The organism is Rahnella perminowiae (genome assembly GCF_019049695.1).
GTDB classification, from domain to species: domain Bacteria; phylum Pseudomonadota; class Gammaproteobacteria; order Enterobacterales; family Enterobacteriaceae; genus Rahnella; species Rahnella perminowiae.
Genome location: NZ_JAFMOT010000181.1, coordinates 1 through 21,400 on the forward strand (window position 1 = coordinate 1; position 21,400 = coordinate 21,400).

Below are 21,400 nucleotides of genomic sequence, written 5' to 3' on the forward strand. Positions count from 1 at the left end.
CGCCGTGGTACAAAAAGATGTTTGGCGGGAAGGCTGATACGCCCGCACAGTCTGGCATGCCGCTGGCACTCCCCGTGGCAACGGGGGGCAGCACTCAGCTAATCGCGTCGGGCATGAGTGCACTGCATGGGGTGACGTCAGTCCGCCTCGGCAGCCTGTTCGTGAATCCGGTAACCGTCGGTGTTATCGGAACCTTTTATTCGAACGAGCTGAACGCTGGTGAGGCGGATATTTTAAGCGACAGCCAGCTTGCGGTACTGGCCGGAAAGTCCGCCCCGACGCGGATCCGCTTTCAGTGGACGAAGGATAAATATGGGCGGTTAATTCCCGTGGCTTATCACACCGGCGCTGACAGCGGTCTGGATCAGGTTCGCGTGCGCCCGATGGAGCGGAACACATTCACGGGTAATTATGAGTTCTGGGCGGATGGTGCGGAAAAGCCCACCATCATCTGGACACCCGACGAGCTGGAGTTTAAAGCCCCCGGTAATACCGGTAATCGTGACGAGCCGTATTTACCTTCGACCATCACCGTATTACCGTTACCCGGCGCGGAAGAACTGGGCAGCACGTCAACCTCGCTGCCGATCCCGGATGAACAGTCATTCGATGATTACATCCTGGTCAATCTGCCGCACGGCATGCCGCCGGTTTATATTTATCTTAGCCAGAGCCGGTCGGGTATACCTAATAAAGATTACGATTACCATCCGGCTCCTGAAACAGAAGAAATCTCAGGTCTTTCAGGATTGAGACAATCCAAAAAGAAAACACCAAAGCAAAGTGGTGGTGGATTAAGAGAGCGCTGGGTTGATAGCAAAGGGCGCCGAATTTATGAGTGGGATTCACAGCATGGTGAACTTGAGGAATATCGAGCGAGTGATGGTGAACATCTTGGTTCCGTAGATCACAAAACAGGACAACAGCTGAAACCCGCTGTTAAAGGTCGAAATATTAAACGGTATCTGTGAGGCTTGAGATGGGATTAGCTCTGAAACTTGAATGGTTTGATAAAGCTGATGAATTGTTAGTTGGTAAAGAAGTATCTGTCGACCTGGGCAATGATGGCAGCCTTATAAAGAAATTTTCCCTGCCTTTTAATGGAAGGATTTACGATGGTGGATTTGATGTGTTACAGGCGTGGAGGAGTGATTTACAGCCATTATTTCAGCACAGAATTGATTTCAGTCGATATGATTATCAGTTGGTTTTCAAAAGAACAGATAGTTAATAAGTAGTGAATGCTGATGCCCTTATTGTAAACAGTAGCTTTCTATGAGAAGGCGGTAATGAGATTTGGAGATTAAGATCTCCAGGTCCTCAAATCATGAATAATCTCAGACTAAAGATAACTAGCCCTAATCCATCATATTAGGGCTTTTGAATTTTCAGCAATTGCTTCTTGTCAACCCAGTTCCGGCAGCCCCTCAATCAGTTTGTCCAGCGTGACCGGATAATCCCGCACCCTGACGCCCGTTGCGTTATAAATGGCATTGGCGATGGCGGCGCTGACACCACACAAGCCCAGTTCGCCAACGCCTTTGGCTTTCATCGGTGAGGAGACCGGGTCGGTGTCTTCCAGGAAAATTACCTCCTGATCGGGAATATCGGCGTGAACCGGCACTTCATAAGCTGCCAGATCGTGATTCACGAAATATCCCAGATTCGTATCGACATTCAGCTCTTCCGTCAGCGCCGCGCCGATGCCCATGGTCATGGCACCGATCACCTGGCTGCGTGCTGTTTTCGGGTTAAGTATCCGGCCCGCAGCGCAGACGGCAAGCATCCGGCGGACACGGGTTTCGCCCGTCGCGATATCCACACCGACTTCCGCAAAGTGCGCGGCGAAAGTGGATTGCTGGAATGTCTTGTCCAGTCCGCCGAATTCTATGGTGTCTTCCACGGTGAGGGTTCCGCTGGCAGCAGCCTGTGCGAGCGGAGCGGTGCGGGCGTCCTGACAAATCAGTCCGTCGGTAAACACCGCTTTATCCGCATCAAAACCGAGTTTTTCAGCGATGGCCTGGCGCAATTTTATGCAGGCGGCATACACACCGGCGGTGGAGGTATTGGCCCCCCATTGCCCGCCCGATCCGGCGGAGACCGGGAAGTCGGAATCCCCCAGCCGTACCCCCACTTTTTCCAGCGGTATGCCCATCATCTCGGCGGCAGTCTGGGCGATGATGGTGTAACTGCCGGTGCCGATATCGGTCATGTCGGTTTCGACGGTCACGGTGCCCCGGGCGTCGAGATGCACCCGTGCGCCGGATTTCTCCAGCAGGTTGTTACGAAAGCCCGCTGCGACGCCGATACCCACCAGCCAGCGTCCGTCGCGAACCTGCGCCGGAATGGCATTACGGCGGTGCCAGCCAAATTTCTCCGCGCCGGTGCGCAGACATTCGATCAACTGGCGGCGTGAAAAGAAGCGTTCAGTATCGAGCGGATCGACCTGCGTGTCGTTAAGGATGCGAAACGCCACCGGATCGACTCCGGCTTTTTCCGCCACCTCATCAATAGCGATTTCCAGTGCCATCAGGCCGGGCGCTTCGCCGGGTGCGCGCATGGCATTGCCTTCCGGCAGATCTAATTGAGCCAGCCGCAGTCCGGTCAGACGGTTTTTGCCCGCATAGAGCAGCTCACTTTGCTGCACCGCCGTCTCAGGTGTGCCGCCGGGCAGGTTACCGGACCAGCTTTCATGGGCGATGGCACTGATGCGGCCTTTTTCATCCGTGCCGATGCGGATGTGCTGAATAGTGGCCGGACGGTGCGTGGTGTTGTTGGGGATCAGGGGGCGCGGCAGCATGACTTTGACCGGCCGGTTGGCGGCACGGGCAGCCAGCGCAGCCAGTACGGCATCACTGCGCAGGAACAGTTTGCCGCCGAAACCACCGCCGATGTACGGCGATATCACCCGCACGTTCTCTTCAGGGATATTGAGCGTTTTAGAAAGCTCGCTGCGACACCAGGCGATCATCTGGTTCGAGGTGCGCAGGATCAGTTTATCCTCTTCCCAGACGGCCAGCGAAGCATGCGGCTCCATCGCCATATGGCTCTGATCCGGCGTGGTGTACAGGGCATCATGCTGCACCGCTGAGGCCGCGAAGGCACGGCCAAAATCGCCAGCGGTTTTATCCGGCGTATCTTCCGGTGGCGTAGTGACAGCAGGCTTTTGCTCCGCAAGGCTGTACGCGCCTTTCCCGCGCAGGTAATCCACTTTTATCAGTGATGCCGCAGCGCGCGCCTGTTCGAAGGTCTCCGCGACCACCACGGCGATCGCCTGATGATAGTGTTCAATTTGCGGGCCGCCGAGCAGGGTCGCAGCATTCATGTCGCCTTTGCCCAGCTTACCGGCGTTGTCAGCGGTGACAATCGCCAGCACGCCGGGCGCGGTTTCGGCATCATGTAAATCCATGGCAGTGATCCGGCCTTTGGCAATGGCGGAACCGACCACATAACCGTACGCGGCACCCGGCACGTCATTCTGCCATTCATAGGCGTAGGGCGCGGTACCGGTGGTTTTTAACGGACCGTCGATACGGTCATGCGGTTTGCCCACCACTTTCATCTGGTCGATCGGATTGTCTGTTGCAGGCGTATCGAATTTCATCTGTTATGCCCTCGCTTCAGTCAGCACGGAGGTGAGCGTTCGCTTTGCCAGTATCAGCTTGAACGCATTCTCAGGTGTCGGTTGCGCATCGGCGAATAACCGCGCGTAAACTTCCCCCGCGCCTTGCGGCACCTGCGCATCCGCTTCTGCCAGCCGCCAGGGTTTATGTGCGACGCCGCCCAGCGCAACACGGCCCGTGCCATCGGGCTGAACGATGGCGGCGACAGACACCAGCGCAAAGGCATAAGAGGCGCGGTCACGCACTTTACGGTAAATATGGGTGCCGCCGGCGGGTGGCGGCAGGGTGACGGCGGTGATCAGTTCTCCCGCAGCCAGCACGGTTTCCAGATGCGGCGTGTCGCCCGGTGCGCGGTAGAAACCGGCAAGCGGAATACGGCGCACCGCACCGTCAGGGTTGACGGTTTCGACCACAGCATCGAGCAACTGCATCGCAACGGCCATGTCGCTCGGATGGGTGGCAATGCAGGCCGTACTTGCGCCGACCACTGCATGCTGACGACTGAAGCCTTTCAGGGCCGCGCAGCCACTGCCGGGCTGGCGTTTATTGCACGGCTGATGGGTGTCGTAAAAATACGGACAGCGGGTGCGCTGGAGCAGGTTACCGGCCGTCGTGGCCTGGTTGCGTAACTGGCCGGAGGCACCGGCCAGCAGGGCCCGCGACAGTACGGCATAGTCGCGGCGGATACGTAAATCTGCCGCCAGATCGGTATTGCGCACCAGCGCGCCGATCCGCAAGCCACCGTTACCGTCGGGTTCAATGGTATCCAGCGCCAGCCCGTTGACGTCGATCAGGTGAGAGGGTTGCTCAATCTCCAGTTTCATCAGGTCCAGCAGGTTGGTGCCGCCTGCAATAAATTTTGCGCCCGGATGTTGTTGTGCGCTGCCTGCGGCGTCGGCGGGCGTTTGCACCCGTTCATAGGTAAAAGCTTTCATGGTTTTTGCCCCCTGGCGACGTCTTCAATGGCGGCAAGGATGTTGGAATACGCGCCGCAGCGGCAGATATTGCCACTCATGCGTTCGCGGATCTCTTCTGCGGTTCGCCCTGGCGGTGAGACCAGATCCGGCGTGACATGGCTCGGGATCCCTGCCTCGATTTCCTGCAACACCGCTACTGAGGAGCAGATCTGCCCCGGCGTGCAGTAACCGCACTGGTAGCCGTCGTGTCTGATAAACGCAGCCTGCATCGGGTGCAGATTGTCAGGTGTGCCGAGACCTTCAATGGTGGTGACATCGGCATCCTGATGCATAACCGCCAGCGTCAGACAGGCATTGATGCGGCGGCCATCAACAATAACGGTACAGGCGCCGCACTGACCATGGTCGCAGCCTTTTTTGGTGCCGGTCAGTTGCAGATTCTCCCGCAGCGCATCCAGCAGGGTGGTACGTGTATCAACGACCAGCTGGCGGATCTGACCGTTCACTTTCAGTTTCAGGTGGGACTGATGTATTTCGTTGCCATCGTTGTCATGGTTGCTCATACCAGACCTCCGGTATTACAAAAATTAAATCGGAAAAGGGAGATGTACTCGCGGGTTTTTTTCCGGAATTTTTTTATCACGAAGCTTTAAGCATAGTCGGCGATGGCGTTGGGATTAATCCTGAAGTCCGGTTTCTCCGGTGTGTTCCTCTTTTCGTCCTGCATCTTGTGATCGCACATTTAGTTAACGATCATTAAATAAATTGCTTGCGCAACCTCTCGCAGGCGCTTAGTATTTACTTATCGAACGTTAATTAATAAATAACGTTGACCTGAAACCGGGACACCTGAAACAGGCTATCCCATCAAAATTCGAAGAACAGGAATTAACATCATGAAAACTATCGCAATGACCCTCGCCGCTCTGACACTGGCAACCGCTTCTTTCTCCACCCTGGCAGCAACTGAAGTGCAGTCAGCTCCCGCAGGTCAGCAATCCCTGGGTGTCGTCGGGGCGTCAACCACCGGTTCACTGTCAGGCCTGCAATCAGAACTGAATGCTAAAGCCACCCAGGCGGGCGCAAGTTCATACCGTATTATCGGTGCATCCGGTAATAATCAGCTTTACGGTACCGCAGAAATGTATAAATAAGCTGAGCAGTAACAAGCAGTAAGCAGAAGAGGCGGCGGTTGCCGCCTTTTTCGTGTCTGCGATTAGCGGAATTTATGGAAGTGGTTATTGCGGATTTTCCGGTTGATATAACCATGCAGGCCGCTGCCGGCTTTTGCCATGGCGATCATGTGGTCAACGTCCGTTACCCCCGGGCGGATGGTATTATAGATGTAATGCCAGCCGTCTTTGAACTTTACGGTAATTGAATCTTCCGTCGTCGTGAAAGCGATGATACCCGAATTGCCCCCCCGGTTTTGGTACTTTTCCATATTCCCCTTCCTGATTGATGAAGCCATTCACGACCTGAATAATAATAGCTATAAATTTTTGCAGGTTATGTGAGTAAGAAAGCTTTTTTGGCAAAACGTCCCGGCGGCATCCCTGTGTAGCGGGTAAATGCCACACCGAAAGCGCTGACCGAACGGTAACCGGTGCGTTCGGCAATATCGGCAAGGGGCAGTTCGCCTTCTCTCAGCAGCCGTTTGGCGATCGCCATTCGTAAGGCCATCAGATACGCCATCGGCGGCATGCCGACGGCGCGGTTGAAGCGCTCGCACCAGCCGGATCGCGACATCGCCGCTGCCCGTGCCAGTTGTGCGATTGTCCAGCCCGCTGCGGGCGAACCGTGCATACAACGCAACGTGATGGCCAGTTTCGGGTCCGATAATCCGCGCACCAGGCCCGGTGACGCCGCGGTCACAGCCGCTGAGCGGAACGCTTCTATCAGCAATACTTCCAGCAGGCGGGTCATCACCATTTCCCGCGCGGGTTTATCCGCGCGATATTCCTCACCGACCATCTGCACCAGCGTCGATAAACGCTTTTCTCCGCGGACATGCAGCCATTGTGGCAGCAACGACACCAGCAGCGCTGAATCCGGCGAACCGAAAACGCAATTTCCGACCAGCATCCGCATATCCACCACGCTGTCAGGGTTACCGACACGTGCGCCACCGGGCATAGGTGTGATGGGTGTGGTGATTGTTTCCCCGGTAACGGGCGGCTGGCGGTCAAGGCTGGAGGTTGAAAAACGCTTTGCTTCCGGGATCAGCACAAAATCGCCTTCGCTGAGCAGAAGCGTTTCACGATGATCATCGTTTTCTATTGTCAGGTAACAGGATCCCTCCAGCACCGCGAAGTAGAAAGGGCGTCCTGTTTCAGCGCGCTGAACCGCCCACGGTGCGGAGGCAGCCACCAGTTTTGAGAACGGAGCGCCAGGCTGAAGTAACGAAATAACGTCTGCTAAAGGATCTACCATTTGGACGATCTCGACAAAAAGATGGATATCTGAACATAGGGATCCCGGAAAGAGTCGCCTATCTTAAAGATCTTGTCCATTGTTACGGAGTTTCCCATGTCATCACCATCAACCATTCTGATCACCGGTTGTTCTTCAGGTTTCGGCCTCGACATTGCGCGTCATTTTCTTGAAAAAGGCTGGCGGGTGATCGCCACGATGCGTACACCCAAAAACGATCTGTTGCCGGGATCCGACGCATTGCGCATTCTTCCGCTTGACGTCACCGACCCCGAAAGTATCCGTCGCTGTTTTGAAGACGCCGGGCCAATAGATGCACTGGTCAATAATGCCGGTATCGGCCTGATTGGTCCGCTGGAAGGGGAAAAATTCAGCAGCGTGCGTCAGATTTTCGAAACCAACACCTTCGCCACGATTGCCATGACGCAGGCGGTATTGCCGCAGTTCAGGGCGCGCCGGTCCGGGGTGATTGTGAATGTGACGTCGAGTGTGACGCTGAAATCGCTGCCGCTGCTCTCGGTTTACACCGCCAGCAAAGCGGCGGTGAATGCTTTCACCGAATCCCTCGCACTGGAGCTGGCGCTGTTTAACATCCGCGTGCGGCTGGTTTTGCCGGGGCGTGCGCCGGGCACCCGCTTTGGCGCTAATGCCCGACATCTGATTGCCGATACCCTTCCCGAAGCCTATGAGGAATTCAGGAACACGGTCTTTTCTTCGTTGCAGGACACCAGCACGCCGGTGACTTATTCACAGGATGTCGCCGATGCGGTTTGGGCAGCGGTCACCGATCCTGATGCGCCGATGCGAATTCCAGCCGGAGCCGATGCTGTGGTCCTTTCCTAAAGTTTAACGCCTGATAAACGAAGCAAAAAGAAGGCGCTTTTTAAGAATACGGGAGTAGATAACGCCAGGCGGCGGGGAATAGAATTGCCCGTCGTTTTACTCTCATTACGAAGGCTCAGAATGAAAAAACTCTTCCTCATTGTCATGGTTTCAGCGCTGGCGGGTTGCGTGGGTTATCACCATAAACCCGAAAGACACCAGACCGGGATGGCGAATCCTGCCGCTGTGTATTGTCATGAAAGAGGCGGGAGATCAGTGAGTGTGCAAACGCCTCACGGCGTTCGTGCAGACTGCGTATTCCCTGACGGCCGCGGTATTGATGAATGGGAGTTATACCGCCGGGATCATCAGTAAATCTGCTGTCCGCAGGCTGAAAATCAGGCTTTCCCCGCAAGAGGAAAGCCTTTTTTAATCACCCGTTATCCGTGAGCCATTATGTGTGGATTTCCCGTTTATCGGTTCACGGCGGGATGTGATACTTTGGAACAGTATCGTGCCGGTGGGAATCTCTCACCGTGTTGAATTCAGAACAGCACAGAGGGTTTATGGCGGTCATTTCCGGACAGATTATCGAGCAGGCGAAGCAGTGGCGTCGCGACTTTCACAGGCGACCTGAACTTGGCCTGAATGAGCATGGCACCGCAAAAATAATCAGCGAACTGTTATTGTCTTTTGGTCTTGACGTGCACACCGGCATTGCTGTGACTGGCATTGTTGCCACATTGCGAAATGGCGAAGGCCCCGCGATCGGTCTGCGTGCGGATATCGATGCATTACCCATTCATGAACTCAATGATTTTACTCACCGGTCACAAAACCCGGGCCTGATGCATGCCTGCGGGCACGACGGCCATACCTCCATTTTGCTGGGCACGGCAAAACATCTGAGTGAGAATCGCCATTTTCGTGGCACTGTCCATTTCATTTTCCAGCCTGCTGAGGAAAACATCGGCGGCGGTGAAATGATGGTGAAAGAAGGGCTGTTCGAGCGTTTTCCGATGCAGGCAGTTTACGCGCTGCATAACTGGCCGGGGCTGCCGGTTGGTGAGGTGGCGGTCAGTCAGGGGCCGATGATGGCGTCGCAGGACAATTTCTATATCACGCTGACCGGCAAAGGTTGTCACGCGGCGATGCCGGAACGGGGAGCTGATCCTGTGGTTGCCGGTGCGCAGCTGATTTTATCATTGCAAAGCCTGATTTCGCGCCGTTTGTCACCGCTGGAACAAACGGTAATCAGCCTGACCCAGCTTCAGGCGGGCGAAGCCATCAATGTTATTCCTGAAACGCTGCATATGTCGGGTACGCTGCGCTGCCTGAGTAGTCATACCCGTGAAACCTGCTGGCGGCTGATTGAAGAATACGTCAATGCGGTGCCGTTGCCGTATGGCGTGAAAGGGGAAGTGCGCTGGGAATTAGGCTATCCGGTTACGCAGAACCATGCGGTGCAGGCGGAAATTGTGCGCGATGCGGCGAAAAACACGCCGGGCATTGAGAAAGTGCATTTCAACAATGCGCCGTCGATGGCTGCAGAGGATTTTGCTTATCTGCTGGAAGCGTGTCCCGGCGCCTATTTCTGGCTGGGGGCCGATGGCGCCACGCCTTCGGACTCGCTGCATAGCCCGCGCTATGACTTTAATGATGACATTATTCCGCTCGGCATTGGTGTACTGACGTCACTGGTGGAACGCGAACTGAAACCGTAATGTGGCGCACTGTCGGAAAAAACCAGACGCTTCACCGTGTCTGGTTTTTTTGTTAACGGACCAAACGGCCTGTCGGGTGAGTTACACCCGGAAGTGTCCGACTGCGACGGCCAGTCCGGTGGCTTGTTGCTGCAATGCGCCAGCCGCCCCGGTGGATTCCTGAACCATCGCCGCGTTCTGCTGCACCATGCCGTCGAGCTGGGTGATGGCACGGTTAATTTCGTGAATACTCAGCATCTGCTCTTCAGACGCATGGGTGATTTCCAGCATGACACTGCTGACGTTCGACACATTGCTGACGATTTCGCTCATGCTGTCGCTGGCGAGACGTACCTGCGCTGAGCCGGACGCCACGCTGCTGACTGTCGATTCGATAAGCACTTTGATCTCTTTCGCCGCCTGCGCGCTGCGCTGTGCGAGGCTGCGGACTTCGCTGGCGACCACCGCAAAACCGCGTCCCTGTTCACCTGCGCGCGCGGCCTCGACGGCGGCGTTCAGCGCCAGGATGTTGGTCTGGAAAGCAATACCGTCGATCACACCGGTAATATCCCCGATTTTTGACGAAGCGCTTTCGATGCTTTCCATCGTTGTTATCACTTTGGTCACCACTTCGTCACCGCGTGTGGCTGCTTCGGAAGCGGCTTTCGCAGTATCGGATGCCTGCTTAGCTGAACTGGCTGACTGAGAAACCGTCGCCGTGATCTGCTCAAGTGAGGCAGCCGTTTGCTGCAGACTGGCCGCGGCAGATTCCGTACGGCCGGACAGATCGTTATTCCCGGCGGCGATTTCATCGGCAGCGATTTTAACGGATTCACTGGTGGTGCGGATTTCCGACATCACCTTACTGAGTTTATCGACGAAAGTGTTGAAGGCATGCGCGATTTGCGTCACTTCATCATGTCCGTCAACCGGCAGGCGCTGCGTCAGATCATCCTCGCCCGAACTGATCGCATTGAGCGTATCGCGCACCACCGACAGGCGGTGGAACGATTTGCTGATTATCAGCCCGATGACGGTGGCTGAAATCAGCACAATCACCAGCAGGGTAACGACCGATGAAGTCAGCAGCGATCGCATTCCGGCTGTGGACTCCTTCTTATCCTGCGCCACCAGCGTGAACCATTCCGTGCCTGCCACCGGCATTGCACGGACGCGTTTGATCGCGCCATTCAGACGAATATCCACCGGCGCATTCGCGGTAAACACATCCTGCAAATTCCCCCCTTCTGCCAGTGCGGTAAACGGCTTCAGCGCCAGACTGGCGTCCGGATGGGCGATAATTACGCCGGATTTATCCACCAGCATGCCAAAACTGCCCGGCGTCGGATGAAGGGTATTAACGTTATTAACGACGCTGTCCATCGATACATCGCCTGCCACAACCGCTTTCAGAGTGCCTGCTTCCATCACAGGTACGGCGAAAGTGACCACCAGTTTACCTGTGCCCGCGTCGATATAGGGCGGTGTGGCCACCGGATGGCCGGCGGCTTCAGCCTGCCTGTACCACGGGCGGCCGGTCGGGTCGTAATCTGCGGGCACACCGGCCGGATCGGAAAACTTCGCGGTGCGGTTTGCGTAACCGACGTACACGTTGGTAAACCCACCCGCACCGGCGATTTGTTTGAGCACCGGGATCGGATCTTCGGACATTGCGACCTGTTGCAGTGAAACGATCATCCTTGTTTTCGAACTTACCCAGTCGCGGATCCCTTGTGTCTGGCTGATGGTCAGGGCGTTCAGCGTGCTGTCTGTCGCCTGACTGTTGTACTTGTTTGCAACGGTATAACTCAGGAAGGTATTGATAATCAGTGAGCAGGCCACGATGGCGATGCAGGCCGTGATAATGCGCGAACGGATAGTCTTAAGCATGGGCGTTTCCCTGGAAGGAATCTTAAGTTTCAGGTATCGGCAAAGGGGCAAAAAACTTGACCCTCCGCCTGCCCGATCTCGCATCAATGTCCGAAGTCAGGATGAATATCCTGCCTTTTTGGCGTTTAGCGCAGCATTACGCCTCACCGTCCCCGCCGGCTTTCTTCTTATCTGCATGTCCCAGTGAACGTTCCGGGAAACAGATATCGCGTACACGCTGTTTGAGCGGTGCGGCGTCCGGAAAACCACCGTCGCGTTTGCGTTCCCAGATGACTTCGTCATCGACTTTAATCTCGTAAATGCCGCCCGTGCCGGGGATCAGCGTCACCGATGCCAGATCGGTACTGAACGAGTTGAGCAATTCCTGCGCCATCCATGCGGCGCGCAGCAGCCAGTTGCATTGTGAGCAGTAAGTGATGGTGATGGCAGGAAGTTTTTCCATGATATGAACCCCTTAACGCAGCTTTATCGAATTTTTAGAAAGCAGATAAAACCCAGAAAATAGCATGATGCGATGTGATTTTCTGCAACAGGCTGATGCCAGGTATTCTGTTAGTCACCGCGTGCGTGCAAAAGCGGGTTTGCCGGTGACAAGCCCGTGGGGGCATCAGCAGATGTGGCCGAACGTTGTATCCGCTGATAATCCTCGTAAATCAGCAAATTAGCGTACAGGCAGAAAAAGCTTTCTGCCTGTTTTTCTTCTGTCCTTTCATTCCTTTTCAAATCCACGCAAAATCCCAATTCTGGCAGGCGATAATAAGAGATGCGGGCGTGAATTCAGGTTTGATGGTATTACATGGCAATCACTCAGAAGCACTGAGGGACGTGCTGGTCACGTGGATGGCGGCGCATCCGCTGTCGCCGCTGGAAAACGAAGTGATTCTGGTGCAGAGCAACGGCATCAATCAGTGGCTTAAACTGGCGCTGGCACGCGATGTGGCCGAGGGGGGCTGCGGGATTGCAGCGGCGCTGGATATCAGCCTTCCGGCGCGCTTTTTCTGGCAGGTATACCGCGCGGTGCTCGGCAAAGACCAGGTGCCGGAATCGTCGCCTTTCGACCGTCCGCTGCTGACCTGGCGGCTGATCCGCTTGTTACCCGAACTGCTCACCGAACCGGTTTTTGCGCCACTGACCCGTTTTTTAAAAGATGACGGCGACATGCGTAAACTGCATCAGCTGGCGCAGCGTCTGGCAGATTTGTTTGACCAATATCAGGTTTACCGCGCCGACTGGCTGGAAGACTGGGGTAACGGGCTGGATGTTCTGCGCACCAGCCGCAAAGGCAGCGAACCTTTGCCCGAAAATCTGCTGTGGCAGCCACAGTTATGGCGCGCATTACTGGCGGATGTCCCTGAAAGCGAACGCGGCACCAGCCGTGCGGCGCTGCATCAGCGGTTCCTGCAACACGCGCAAACTATTCCTGAAGATCAGCGTCCCGCCGGGTTACCTGCCCGGCTGGTGGTGTTTGGTATTTCCTCTCTGCCGCAACAATCCTTTGAAGTGCTGGCCGCCCTCGGCCGCTGGACGCATATCTTTATGTGCGTACATAACCCGTGTGAACACGACTGGAGCGATATCATCGCTGATAAAGATCTGTTACGCGCGCAAAGGCTACGTCAGCAACGCAAACCGGGAATGCCGCCGGTGATAGCCGAAGATGAACTCCATCAGCATGCACATCCGCTGCTGGCGGCGTGGGGCAAGCAGGGGCGTGATTATATCGGCCTGCTGAATGAATATGACAATCACGAATCTTATGCGTCACAGCTGGCGCCGGTGATCCCGCGTATTGACCTCTTTACTTCAAACGGTACCGATACACTGTTGCATCAGTTGCAGGAGGACATTTTGCAACTGCGTCCTCTGGCCGAAACAATCAATGAATGGCCGGCCGTTGATGTTCAGCATGACGATTCCCTGCGTTTCTTTATTACCCACAGTGCTCAGCGCGAAGTGGAAGTGCTGCATGACCGGTTGCTGGCGGCACTGGCCGCTGACCCGACGCTGAAAGCGCGCGACATTATTGTGATGGTCCCTGATATCAACGGTTATGCGCCGCACATTCAGGCGGTATTTGGCCTGACGGAGCGCAGTGATCCGCGCTATATCCCGTTCACTGTGGCCGATCAGGGGCCGCGTCAGAACACCCCGTTACTCGGTGCGCTGGAAAGCTTGCTGGCGCTGCCGCAGTCGCGTTTTGCAGTCAGCGATTTGCTGGATTTACTTGACGTACCGTCGGTGCGTCAGCGCTTCGGGATTGAAGAACAACAACTGCCTCTGCTGCACCGCTGGCTCAGAGCCGCCAATGTACGCTGGGGGCTGCATGCTGAACAGCGTCAGAGCCTTGAGCTGCCGTTATCGCCGGAACAAAACAGCTGGTTCTTTGGCCTGCAACGCATGCTGCTGGGTTACGCCGTAGGCAGCGGCGATGCCTGGAAAAATATCGAACCACTCGATGAAATCGGCGGGCTGGATGCGGCGCTGATTGGCCCGCTGTCACATCTGCTGAACTGCCTCGATGACACCTGGCGTCAGTTACGTGAACCCGCAGCACCGCAGGTGTGGGGCGAGCGGCTGCGTACCCTCCTTTCCCGGTATTTTGCCGAAGATGACGGCGAAGACGGTTTTATTTTAGTGCGTCTTGTCGGCGAGCTGGAACTTTGGCTCGAAGCCTGTGAAAGCGTAGATTTACAGGCCGAACTGCCGCTTTCTGTGGTACGTGATCACTGGCTGGCGCAGATTGACCAGTCGGGGCTGACCCGGCCGTTTTTCGGCGGCGCGGTGACGTTCGCCACGCTGATGCCGATGCGTGCCATTCCTTTCCGCCACGTGTACCTGCTGGGTATGAACGACGGCGATTATCCGCGTAACCGCGTGCCGATGGATTTCGATCTGATGGGGCGGGATTACCGCCCGGGCGACCGTTCACGTCGCGAAGACGACCGGTATTTGTTCCTCGAAGCGCTGCTTTCTGCGCGTGAGCGCTTACACATCAGCTGGGTTGGCCGCAGCATTCATGACAATACCGAACGCCCGCCATCCGTGCTGGTGGCCCAGTTGCGCGACCATCTGGCGGCAGGCTGGGAAGCAGACAATGGCGAAAAATTATTGCCTGCGCTGACCACCGAACATCGTCTGCAACCGTTCAGCCGCGACTACTTCTGTCAGGGCAGTCCGCTGTTCAGCTATGCGCATGAATGGCGCGCGGGGCTGGAAGCTGAAGCCGCCGCCGTGGCGACACAACCGCTGCAACCGGTAGCGCAGGAAGGCGCACTGACGCTGCGTCAGCTGTCAGATTTCCTGTCAGATCCGGTGCGCAGTTTCTTCCGCCAGCGGCTGAACATCTGGTTTGAGCTCGAAGATCCGGGCAGTGAGGATCAGGAGCCGTTCGACATCAATGCGCTGGTAAACTGGCGGTTGCAGGACGAGCTGATCCGTGCGCAAAAACGGGCGCTGGAAGCGGGCGTTTCGCGTCAGGATGTGTTGCGCCAGCAACTCGAACGCATTGAGCGACGCGGTGAGCTGGCACCGGGCGAATTTGCCGTCGTACTGAGTGAAGATCTCGCTGAGCCGATGGACACCTTATTCGCCAGTTATCAGCAGGTCCTCGATGCATGGCCGCAGCCGCTGGTGAATGAGGCGCTGGAATGGCATGCGGGCGAGGTCAGTTTCTCCGACTGGCTGGTGGATTTACGCGCCAGCCCGCAGGGTGACCGTGCGCGCGTGGTGCTGGAAAGCATCGGCATCATGACCAAAGAACGCAGCTACCGTTTCGACCGGCTGCTGCCGTATTGGGTCGCGCATCTCGCCGGTCACCTTGGCGGCAAGCCTATGCACACCGTCATTATCAGCAAGAATGGCACGGCTGAACTGCCGCCGCTGGAAATTGCACAGGCGCGTGCCCTGTGGGACACACTGATCGAAACCTGGAAGGCGGGGCAGTTGCGTCCGTTGCCGCTGGCGGTGAAAACTGCATTTGTCTGGCTGAAAAAAGAAGGGACAGAAAACAGCCCACCGGACAGCGACGCCTGGATTTCAGCCCGTGACAGTTATGAAAATCACGATCCGGCAAACATGAAATTCGGTGAGCGCGACAGTAATCGCTATCTGGCCCGCGCCTGGCCGGATTTCAGCGCACTCTGGTCTGACGGTGAATTTGCCCGCCTCGCGCAGACGCTGCTGGCGCCGCTGAGAAATCATCTTTCCCGCAGTAAAAAAGGAACGAAGGAATGATGGAACAATGTTTAACATCAGCATCAGCGGTGCCTTCTGTGGTGCCATCAGCGCTGAATGTGCTCAATTTTCCGCTGACGGGCAGTCGTCTGATTGAAGCCAGTGCCGGGACGGGGAAAACCTTCACCATCGCGGCGCTTTACGTACGGCTGGTACTCGGCCATGGCGGCAACAATGCCTTCGGCCGCCCGCTGACGCCGCCGGAAATTCTGGTCGTAACCTTTACCGATGCGGCCACTAAAGAGCTGCGGGATCGTATCCGCGAACGTCTTTCTACTGCGGCGATGTGTTTCTTAACCGATCCGCTGGCACCGTCTGCCTGCGACGAATTTTTGCAAACTTTGCGCGCGGAGTATCCGCCGGAGCAATGGCCTGGCTGCGCCCGTAAGCTGCAACTGGCGGCAGAATGGATGGATGAATCGGCCGTTTCGACCATTCACGGCTGGTGTAACCGTATGCTTGGCGAACACGCGTTCGACAGCGACAGCCTGTTCACCCAGACACTGGAAACCGATCAAACCGAACTGCTGATGAATGTGGTGCGTGATTACTGGCGCAGTTTTTATTTCTCCCTTGGCGGACAGGAAATCCGTACGCTGCGCGGATGGTGGCGTTCGCCTGAAGATCTGCACCGCAGCGTGATGCCGCTGCTGGAATATGCCGCAGAACTGGGCTCAGATCAGACGCCCGCCGATGTGTGCGAAACGGTGAATAACCAGAAAGCGGCAGAACTGGCGGCGCTCAAACAAGACTGGCCGCAATGGACTGAGGAACTGCGTACGTTGCTGGAAGGCGCGGTGGCGGCAAAAGTGGTTGACGGCAAAAAAATTCAGGCCCGGTTTTTCAACCCGTGGCTGGAAAAGTTGTATCTCTGGGCGACAACCGGCGAAGTGATACCTGAGCTGAAAACCGGCTGGACGCGCCTGACGCCAGCCGGTCTGAGAGAGTGCTGGAAACAGGGTGAACCGCCTGTACACCCGGCGCTGACTGCGATGGAAACCCTGAAAGCCCGGCTGGAAAGCCTGCCGGATGCCCGCAGCGGGTTGCTGCAACACGCCTGCCGCTGGATCAAAAACCGTTTTGACGCCGAGCAGAAAAAGCGCGCGCAAATGGGCTTTAATGATTTACTGATCCGCCTGGATGCTGCGCTGGGCAGCGATAACGGCGAACGGCTGGCGGAGATCATCCGCACGCAATTCCCGGTGGCGATGATCGACGAATTTCAGGATACCGATCCGCTGCAATACCGTATTTTCGACGCCATTTACCGCGTGGCGGAAAACGTGCCGGAGCAGGGGCTGATCCTGATCGGCGACCCGAAACAGGCGATTTACGCTTTCCGCGGTGCCGATATTTATACCTATCTGCGTGCCCGCCGCGATACCGGTGGCCGCCACTACACGCTGGCGACCAACTTCCGTTCTACCCGCGCGATGGTGGCGGCGGTGAATCAGGTGTTTGAACTGGCCGAGAAACGTCTGGCCGGTGAAGGCGCATTCCTGTTCCGGCGTGGTATGGAGAATCAGGTGCCGTTCCTGCCGGTGGAAGCCAAAGGACGTGCTGATACGCTGGTGATTGATCATGCCGAAGCCGCTGCGCTGACGCTGTGGTATCCGGAAAACCAGCCGGAAGCATTGCCGAAAACGCAGTACGTTCAGCTGATGGCGGACGGCTGTGCGACGGAAATTGTTCGCTTACTGCAGCTTGGTCAGCAGGGCGCTGCCGGTTTTGGGATCCCTGGCGAAACGCTAAAGCCGGTGATGCCGGGCGATATTGCCGTGCTGGTGAATACCGGCCGTGAGGCGTCGGCCATGCGTGCTGCGTTGTCAAAACGTGGTGTGCGTAGCGTGTATCTGTCTGATAAAGAATCAATTTTTAAAAGCGCCCAGGCGGCTGAATTACAATACTGGCTGGCGGCCTGTGCCGCGCCGGAAAATGATCGTCTGCTGCGCGCTGCGCTCGGTACGCCTTCGCTGAACCTGAGTTGGGAAGCCCTCGACAGGCTGAACCAGGATGAAAGCGAGTGGGAACGCTACGTAAAACAGTTTCAGGATTTGCGCACCTGCTGGCGCAGGCAGGGCATTTTACCGATGCTGCGTCGCCTGATGTGGGAATTCGACGTACCGCGCCGCCTGCTCGGGCGCGGTGACGAACGTGCGCTGACCGATCTGCTGCATCTTTCCGAACTGCTGCAACAGGCCAGCGTTCAGCTCGACGGCGAGCACGCGCTGATCCGTTATCTGGCGCAACAGTGTCAGGATGAACATCAGGGGGGCGATGCGCGTAAACTGCGCCTTGAGAGTGATGCTGCGCTGGTGAAGGTGGTCACGGTGCATAAGTCCAAAGGGCTGGAATATCCGCTGGTGTTCCTGCCTTTTGCCTGCGCTTTCCGCGCAGTGAAAAAACAGGACTCACCGCTGAAATGGCATACACCGGAAGGTGAGCTGAAAGTGGGGCTCAGTGCCTCCGACGAGCAACTGGCTCTGGCCGACCGCGAACGTCTGGGGGAAGATCTGCGTAAGTTCTACGTCGCGTTGACACGTTCACGTTATGCATTGTGGCTGGGAATGGCTCCGCTGAAAGAATTTGAAAAGAGTGCACCTGGCTATCTGTTCCATGGCGGCGAGGCCATCGCTGCGGATACACTGCCTGCCAGTTTGCAGGCGCTGGAAACCGACACGATTCGCGCCTGGCCGCTGCCCGTTGCTGATAGCGCAATCTATCGTGGCGAACAGACGTTGCCTGAACTCGGGCCGCGTCCGCCGCTGCGTACGCACAAAGCCCCCCGCTGGTGGGTGTCGAGTTTCTCCGGTCTGCAAATCGCCCCGGTGGGTACGTATATCCTGCCGGAAACGCTCCTCCGCGAGTCTCTGAACCGCGAACTCCCTGGTGAAATCGAAAGCGCGGCGCAGGACAGTTATTTAGAAGATCAAAAAGTGTTTGTGGAAGAAAAAGAGCCGGTGGCGGCTCTGTTGCAACCAATGACCGGTGAAAATTTGTATGCGTTCCCGCGCGGTCCTGCGCCGGGAAACTTTCTGCACGGTTTGCTGGAATGGGCGGGTGACGAAGGATTTGCGGCGCTGGCGGCCGATCCGGCGAAAATCGCCGATCAGATCGCCCGGCGTTGTAACCGGTGGGGCTGGGAAAAGTGGATTGTGCCGCTGACCGGCTGGCTGACAGCACTACTGACGCAGCCGCTAGGCCTGCCGGACGGCGAAGCCTTCATGCTGGCGGAACTGCCACCTTATCAGGTCGAAATGGAATTCTGGTTTTCACTCAAACAGGTGCCGACCCGTCGTCTCGACATGCTGGTTCAGCAATACACGCTGGAAGGCGCGGAGCGCGCGCCGCTGCTACCGGAAGATCTCAACGGCATGCTGAAAGGTTTTATCGATCTGGTGTTTGAACATAACGGGCGTTATTACGTGCTGGATTACAAATCCAACTGGCTTGGTGATGATGCCAGCGGTTATGACCAAAAGAATATGATGCAGTCGATGCTTGATCATCGCTACGATTTACAGTTCACGCTGTATCTGTTCGCGCTGCATCGCCTGCTGAAATCCCGCCTGCCGGATTATGACTACGACCGACACATCGGCGGCGCGGTCTATCTCTTTCTGCGCGGCAGCCATGCGCCGGGCAACGGCATCTGCGTTCAGCGGCCGGATAAAGCCCTGATTGAACAACTGGACGTTCTGTTCAGCGGCAGTGAGGAACGCGTATGAAAATCAACAGCCGTGAGGACATTGAGTCTCTGCTGGCGAGCTGGGTGGAATGTGGCTGGTTGCGCGAACTGGATCGTGCGCTGGCAACGTTTCTGGCGAAAGCAACGCCGGATGCCCACCCGTTGTTATTACTGGCTACCGCGCTGACCAGTTATCAGCTCGGGCGGGGACATGTGTGTCTGGATTTACAGGCCACACTTGATGACTGCGCCTTTTCTCTTTCGCTGCCGCCGGAGGGCGATCATGCTGACGGTGCGGTGATCCGCCCGGCTGCGGTGCTGGATAATCTGAGTTTGCAGGAATGGCTGGCGGCGCTGGCTCACCCGACGCTGGTCGGGCACGGAGAAGGATGTTCGCCGCTGGTGCTTACCGGCCAGCGCCTGTATTTGCGCCGTTACTGGCAGTACGAACAGAACGTGCGGGCGGCAATTGAACAACGTCTGGCACGCAGCGTGCTGCATACACTCCCGGTGGCGTCGCTGCGTGCACCGCTCACTGCGTTGTTCCCGGCAGAGGGGCAATCCGCTCACACGAACTGGCAGAAACTGGCCTGCGCGCTGGCGGCGGGCAGTGCGTTCAGCATTATTACCGGCGGACCGGGCACCGGTAAAACCACCACGGTGGTGCGACTGCTGGCGTTATTACAGACGCTGGCGCTGGAGGAAAGCAATCAGCCGCTGCGTATCAGGCTGGCCGCGCCGACCGGCAAGGCGGCAGCCCGGCTCAATGAATCCATTGCCGGTGCGGTCTCAAAGCTGGATCTCAGCGCCCTTAGCAACGGCAATGCGGTGCGCGAAAGTATCAACACCGATGTGGTGACGCTGCACCGTCTGCTCGGCAGCCGCCCGGATACGCGGCATTTCCGCCATCACCCGGGCAATCCGCTGATGCTGGATGTGCTGGTCGTCGATGAGGCATCAATGGTCGATCTGGAGATGATGGCCGTATTGCTGGCGGCATTACCGGAACAGGCGCGTCTGATCCTGCTTGGTGATAAAGATCAGCTGGCGTCGGTGGAAGCGGGTGCCTTGCTGAGTGAGTTATGTCAGCGCGCCAGCGGCGGCCATTATCTGCCGCAAACCCGCGACTGGCTGCAAAGTGTGACCGGCGAACAGATCCCTGATGCGCTGGTTGATCCGCAAGGTACGGCGATGGATCAGGCGGTAGTGATGCTGCGACACAGTTACCGGTTTGATGCACAAAGCGGAATCGGTCAGCTGGCGGAAGCGGTAAATGACGGCGATGTGAAAGCGCTGAAACAGGTCTGGCAACACGGATACGCTGATCTGGCACAACTGACATTGAGCGCAGATGATGACGCCGGACTGCGTGACTGGGTGGTGAAAGGTGGTGCGAAACATTTCCCGGCATCGGCAACACGCGAGGGCGCGGAATCCCCGGCTGGCTATCAACATTACCTCAACGTAATGATCAGGGAACGGCCGGCAGACGATGAACTGCCGGAAGCGTTCAACCGGTGGGCGACCCGCGTACTTCTTGCTTACAGCCAGTTCCAGCTGCTGTGCGCCTTACGTGGCGGACGCTGGGGCGTGGAAGGGCTGAATCAGCGTATCGCTGACATCCTGCGAAAAGAAGGGTTACTTAAGGCCTCGCTCGGCTGGTATCCGGGGCGTCCGGTACTGGTGACCCGCAATGATTACAGTCAGCGCCTGATGAACGGCGATATCGGCATTACGCTGGAGATCCCGCAGCGTCTTACCGATGGTACTGTAGTGCCCACCCTGCGTGTGGCATTTCCGGCCGGAGACGGCACGCAGGATATCCGCTGGGTGATGCCGGGGCGTTTGCAGGCGGTGGAAACGGTATTTGCCATGACGGTGCACAAATCGCAGGGATCTGAATTTACCCATACCGCGCTGCTGTTGCCGGAGAATCTCAGCCCGATCCTGACGCGCGAGCTGATTTATACCGGCATTACCCGTGCGCGTCACTGGTTCAGTCTGGGATGTGTCGGCGGCATAAATGCTGTATTACCGGATGCGGTGAAGCGTCGGGTGTTACGTGCCAGCGGATTAATTGAAAGTGCATAA

General features: G+C 56.8%; 16 protein-coding genes. 9 read left to right on the plus strand and 7 right to left on the minus strand.

Annotated features, from left to right (window positions below; all coding sequences use genetic code 11):
• Positions 1-971 (plus strand): colicin E3/pyocin S6 family cytotoxin (locus tag J1781_RS15880; RefSeq protein ID WP_217233871.1); only part of this gene is annotated, 971 nt, incomplete at its 5' end.
• 8 nt (positions 972-979) lie between these two features.
• On the plus strand, positions 980-1,231 hold the full coding sequence (locus J1781_RS15885; RefSeq protein WP_113877978.1) for a colicin E3-like toxin immunity protein: 252 nt from the start codon (positions 980-982) through the stop codon (positions 1,229-1,231).
• A 174-nt stretch (positions 1,232-1,405) separates the two neighbouring features.
• Here the strand turns inward: J1781_RS15885 and paoC are convergent, their stop codons facing one another.
• Genes paoC through paoA form a run of 3 tightly spaced genes read right to left on the minus strand, consistent with a single transcriptional unit; the run spans position 1,406 to position 5,103 of the window.
• The gene (gene paoC / locus J1781_RS15890) at positions 1,406-3,604 is read right to left on the minus strand and encodes an aldehyde oxidoreductase molybdenum-binding subunit PaoC (RefSeq protein WP_217233872.1); all 2,199 of its coding nucleotides are present in this window, start codon (positions 3,602-3,604) and stop codon (positions 1,406-1,408) included.
• A gap of 3 nt (positions 3,605-3,607) precedes the next feature.
• Positions 3,608-4,558 (minus strand): FAD binding domain-containing protein, encoded by a 951-nt coding sequence (locus J1781_RS15895; RefSeq protein ID WP_129955075.1) that lies wholly within the window; start codon positions 4,556-4,558, stop codon positions 3,608-3,610.
• Entirely contained in the window at positions 4,555-5,103 is a 549-nt protein-coding gene (paoA, locus tag J1781_RS15900) for an aldehyde dehydrogenase iron-sulfur subunit PaoA (protein WP_217233873.1), read from the minus strand. The genes J1781_RS15895 and paoA overlap by 4 nt, the downstream gene beginning before the upstream one ends.
• Before the next feature lie 333 nt (positions 5,104-5,436).
• Here paoA and bhsA point away from each other — a divergent pair, with 333 nt between their 5' ends.
• Entirely contained in the window at positions 5,437-5,694 is a 258-nt protein-coding gene (gene bhsA, locus J1781_RS15905) for a multiple stress resistance protein BhsA (RefSeq protein WP_129955077.1), read from the plus strand.
• Between the two features lie 62 nt (positions 5,695-5,756).
• Here the strand turns inward: bhsA and J1781_RS15910 are convergent, their stop codons facing one another.
• The gene (locus J1781_RS15910) at positions 5,757-5,984 is read right to left on the minus strand and encodes a hypothetical protein (protein ID WP_129955078.1); all 228 of its coding nucleotides are present in this window, start codon (positions 5,982-5,984) and stop codon (positions 5,757-5,759) included.
• 65 nt (positions 5,985-6,049) lie between these two features.
• On the minus strand, positions 6,050-6,973 hold the full coding sequence (locus tag J1781_RS15915) for an AraC family transcriptional regulator (RefSeq protein ID WP_129955079.1): 924 nt from the start codon (positions 6,971-6,973) through the stop codon (positions 6,050-6,052).
• A 96-nt stretch (positions 6,974-7,069) separates the two neighbouring features.
• Between J1781_RS15915 and J1781_RS15920 the strand changes: the two genes are divergently transcribed.
• The 3 genes from J1781_RS15920 (at position 7,070) to J1781_RS15930 (ending at position 9,519) form a co-directional block, all read left to right on the plus strand.
• Positions 7,070-7,816, plus strand: coding sequence for an SDR family oxidoreductase (locus J1781_RS15920; RefSeq protein ID WP_217233874.1), 747 nt, complete (start codon positions 7,070-7,072; stop codon positions 7,814-7,816).
• A gap of 120 nt (positions 7,817-7,936) precedes the next feature.
• On the plus strand, positions 7,937-8,170 hold the full coding sequence (locus tag J1781_RS15925) for a putative hemolysin (protein WP_129991667.1): 234 nt from the start codon (positions 7,937-7,939) through the stop codon (positions 8,168-8,170).
• Between the two features lie 191 nt (positions 8,171-8,361).
• Positions 8,362-9,519 (plus strand): M20 aminoacylase family protein, encoded by a 1,158-nt coding sequence (locus J1781_RS15930; protein WP_217233875.1) that lies wholly within the window; start codon positions 8,362-8,364, stop codon positions 9,517-9,519.
• An 81-nt stretch (positions 9,520-9,600) separates the two neighbouring features.
• On the opposite strand, the gene J1781_RS15935 is transcribed toward J1781_RS15930, so the two are convergent.
• Both J1781_RS15935 and J1781_RS15940 read right to left on the minus strand, forming a co-directional pair.
• Positions 9,601-11,388, minus strand: a complete 1,788-nt coding sequence (locus J1781_RS15935; protein WP_217233876.1) for a methyl-accepting chemotaxis protein — start codon at positions 11,386-11,388, stop codon at positions 9,601-9,603.
• A 136-nt stretch (positions 11,389-11,524) separates the two neighbouring features.
• On the minus strand, positions 11,525-11,830 hold the full coding sequence (locus tag J1781_RS15940) for an Rdx family protein (protein ID WP_129955084.1): 306 nt from the start codon (positions 11,828-11,830) through the stop codon (positions 11,525-11,527).
• 329 nt (positions 11,831-12,159) lie between these two features.
• Between J1781_RS15940 and recC the strand changes: the two genes are divergently transcribed.
• From recC to recD, 3 genes are read left to right on the plus strand one after another with little or no spacing between them, the layout of a single operon-like run.
• On the plus strand, positions 12,160-15,621 hold the full coding sequence (recC, locus tag J1781_RS15945; protein ID WP_217137881.1) for an exodeoxyribonuclease V subunit gamma: 3,462 nt from the start codon (positions 12,160-12,162) through the stop codon (positions 15,619-15,621).
• The gene (gene recB / locus J1781_RS15950) at positions 15,618-19,349 is read left to right on the plus strand and encodes an exodeoxyribonuclease V subunit beta (protein WP_217233877.1); all 3,732 of its coding nucleotides are present in this window, start codon (positions 15,618-15,620) and stop codon (positions 19,347-19,349) included. The genes recC and recB overlap by 4 nt, the downstream gene beginning before the upstream one ends.
• Entirely contained in the window at positions 19,346-21,400 is a 2,055-nt protein-coding gene (gene recD, locus J1781_RS15955; RefSeq protein ID WP_217233878.1) for an exodeoxyribonuclease V subunit alpha, read from the plus strand. The genes recB and recD overlap by 4 nt, the downstream gene beginning before the upstream one ends.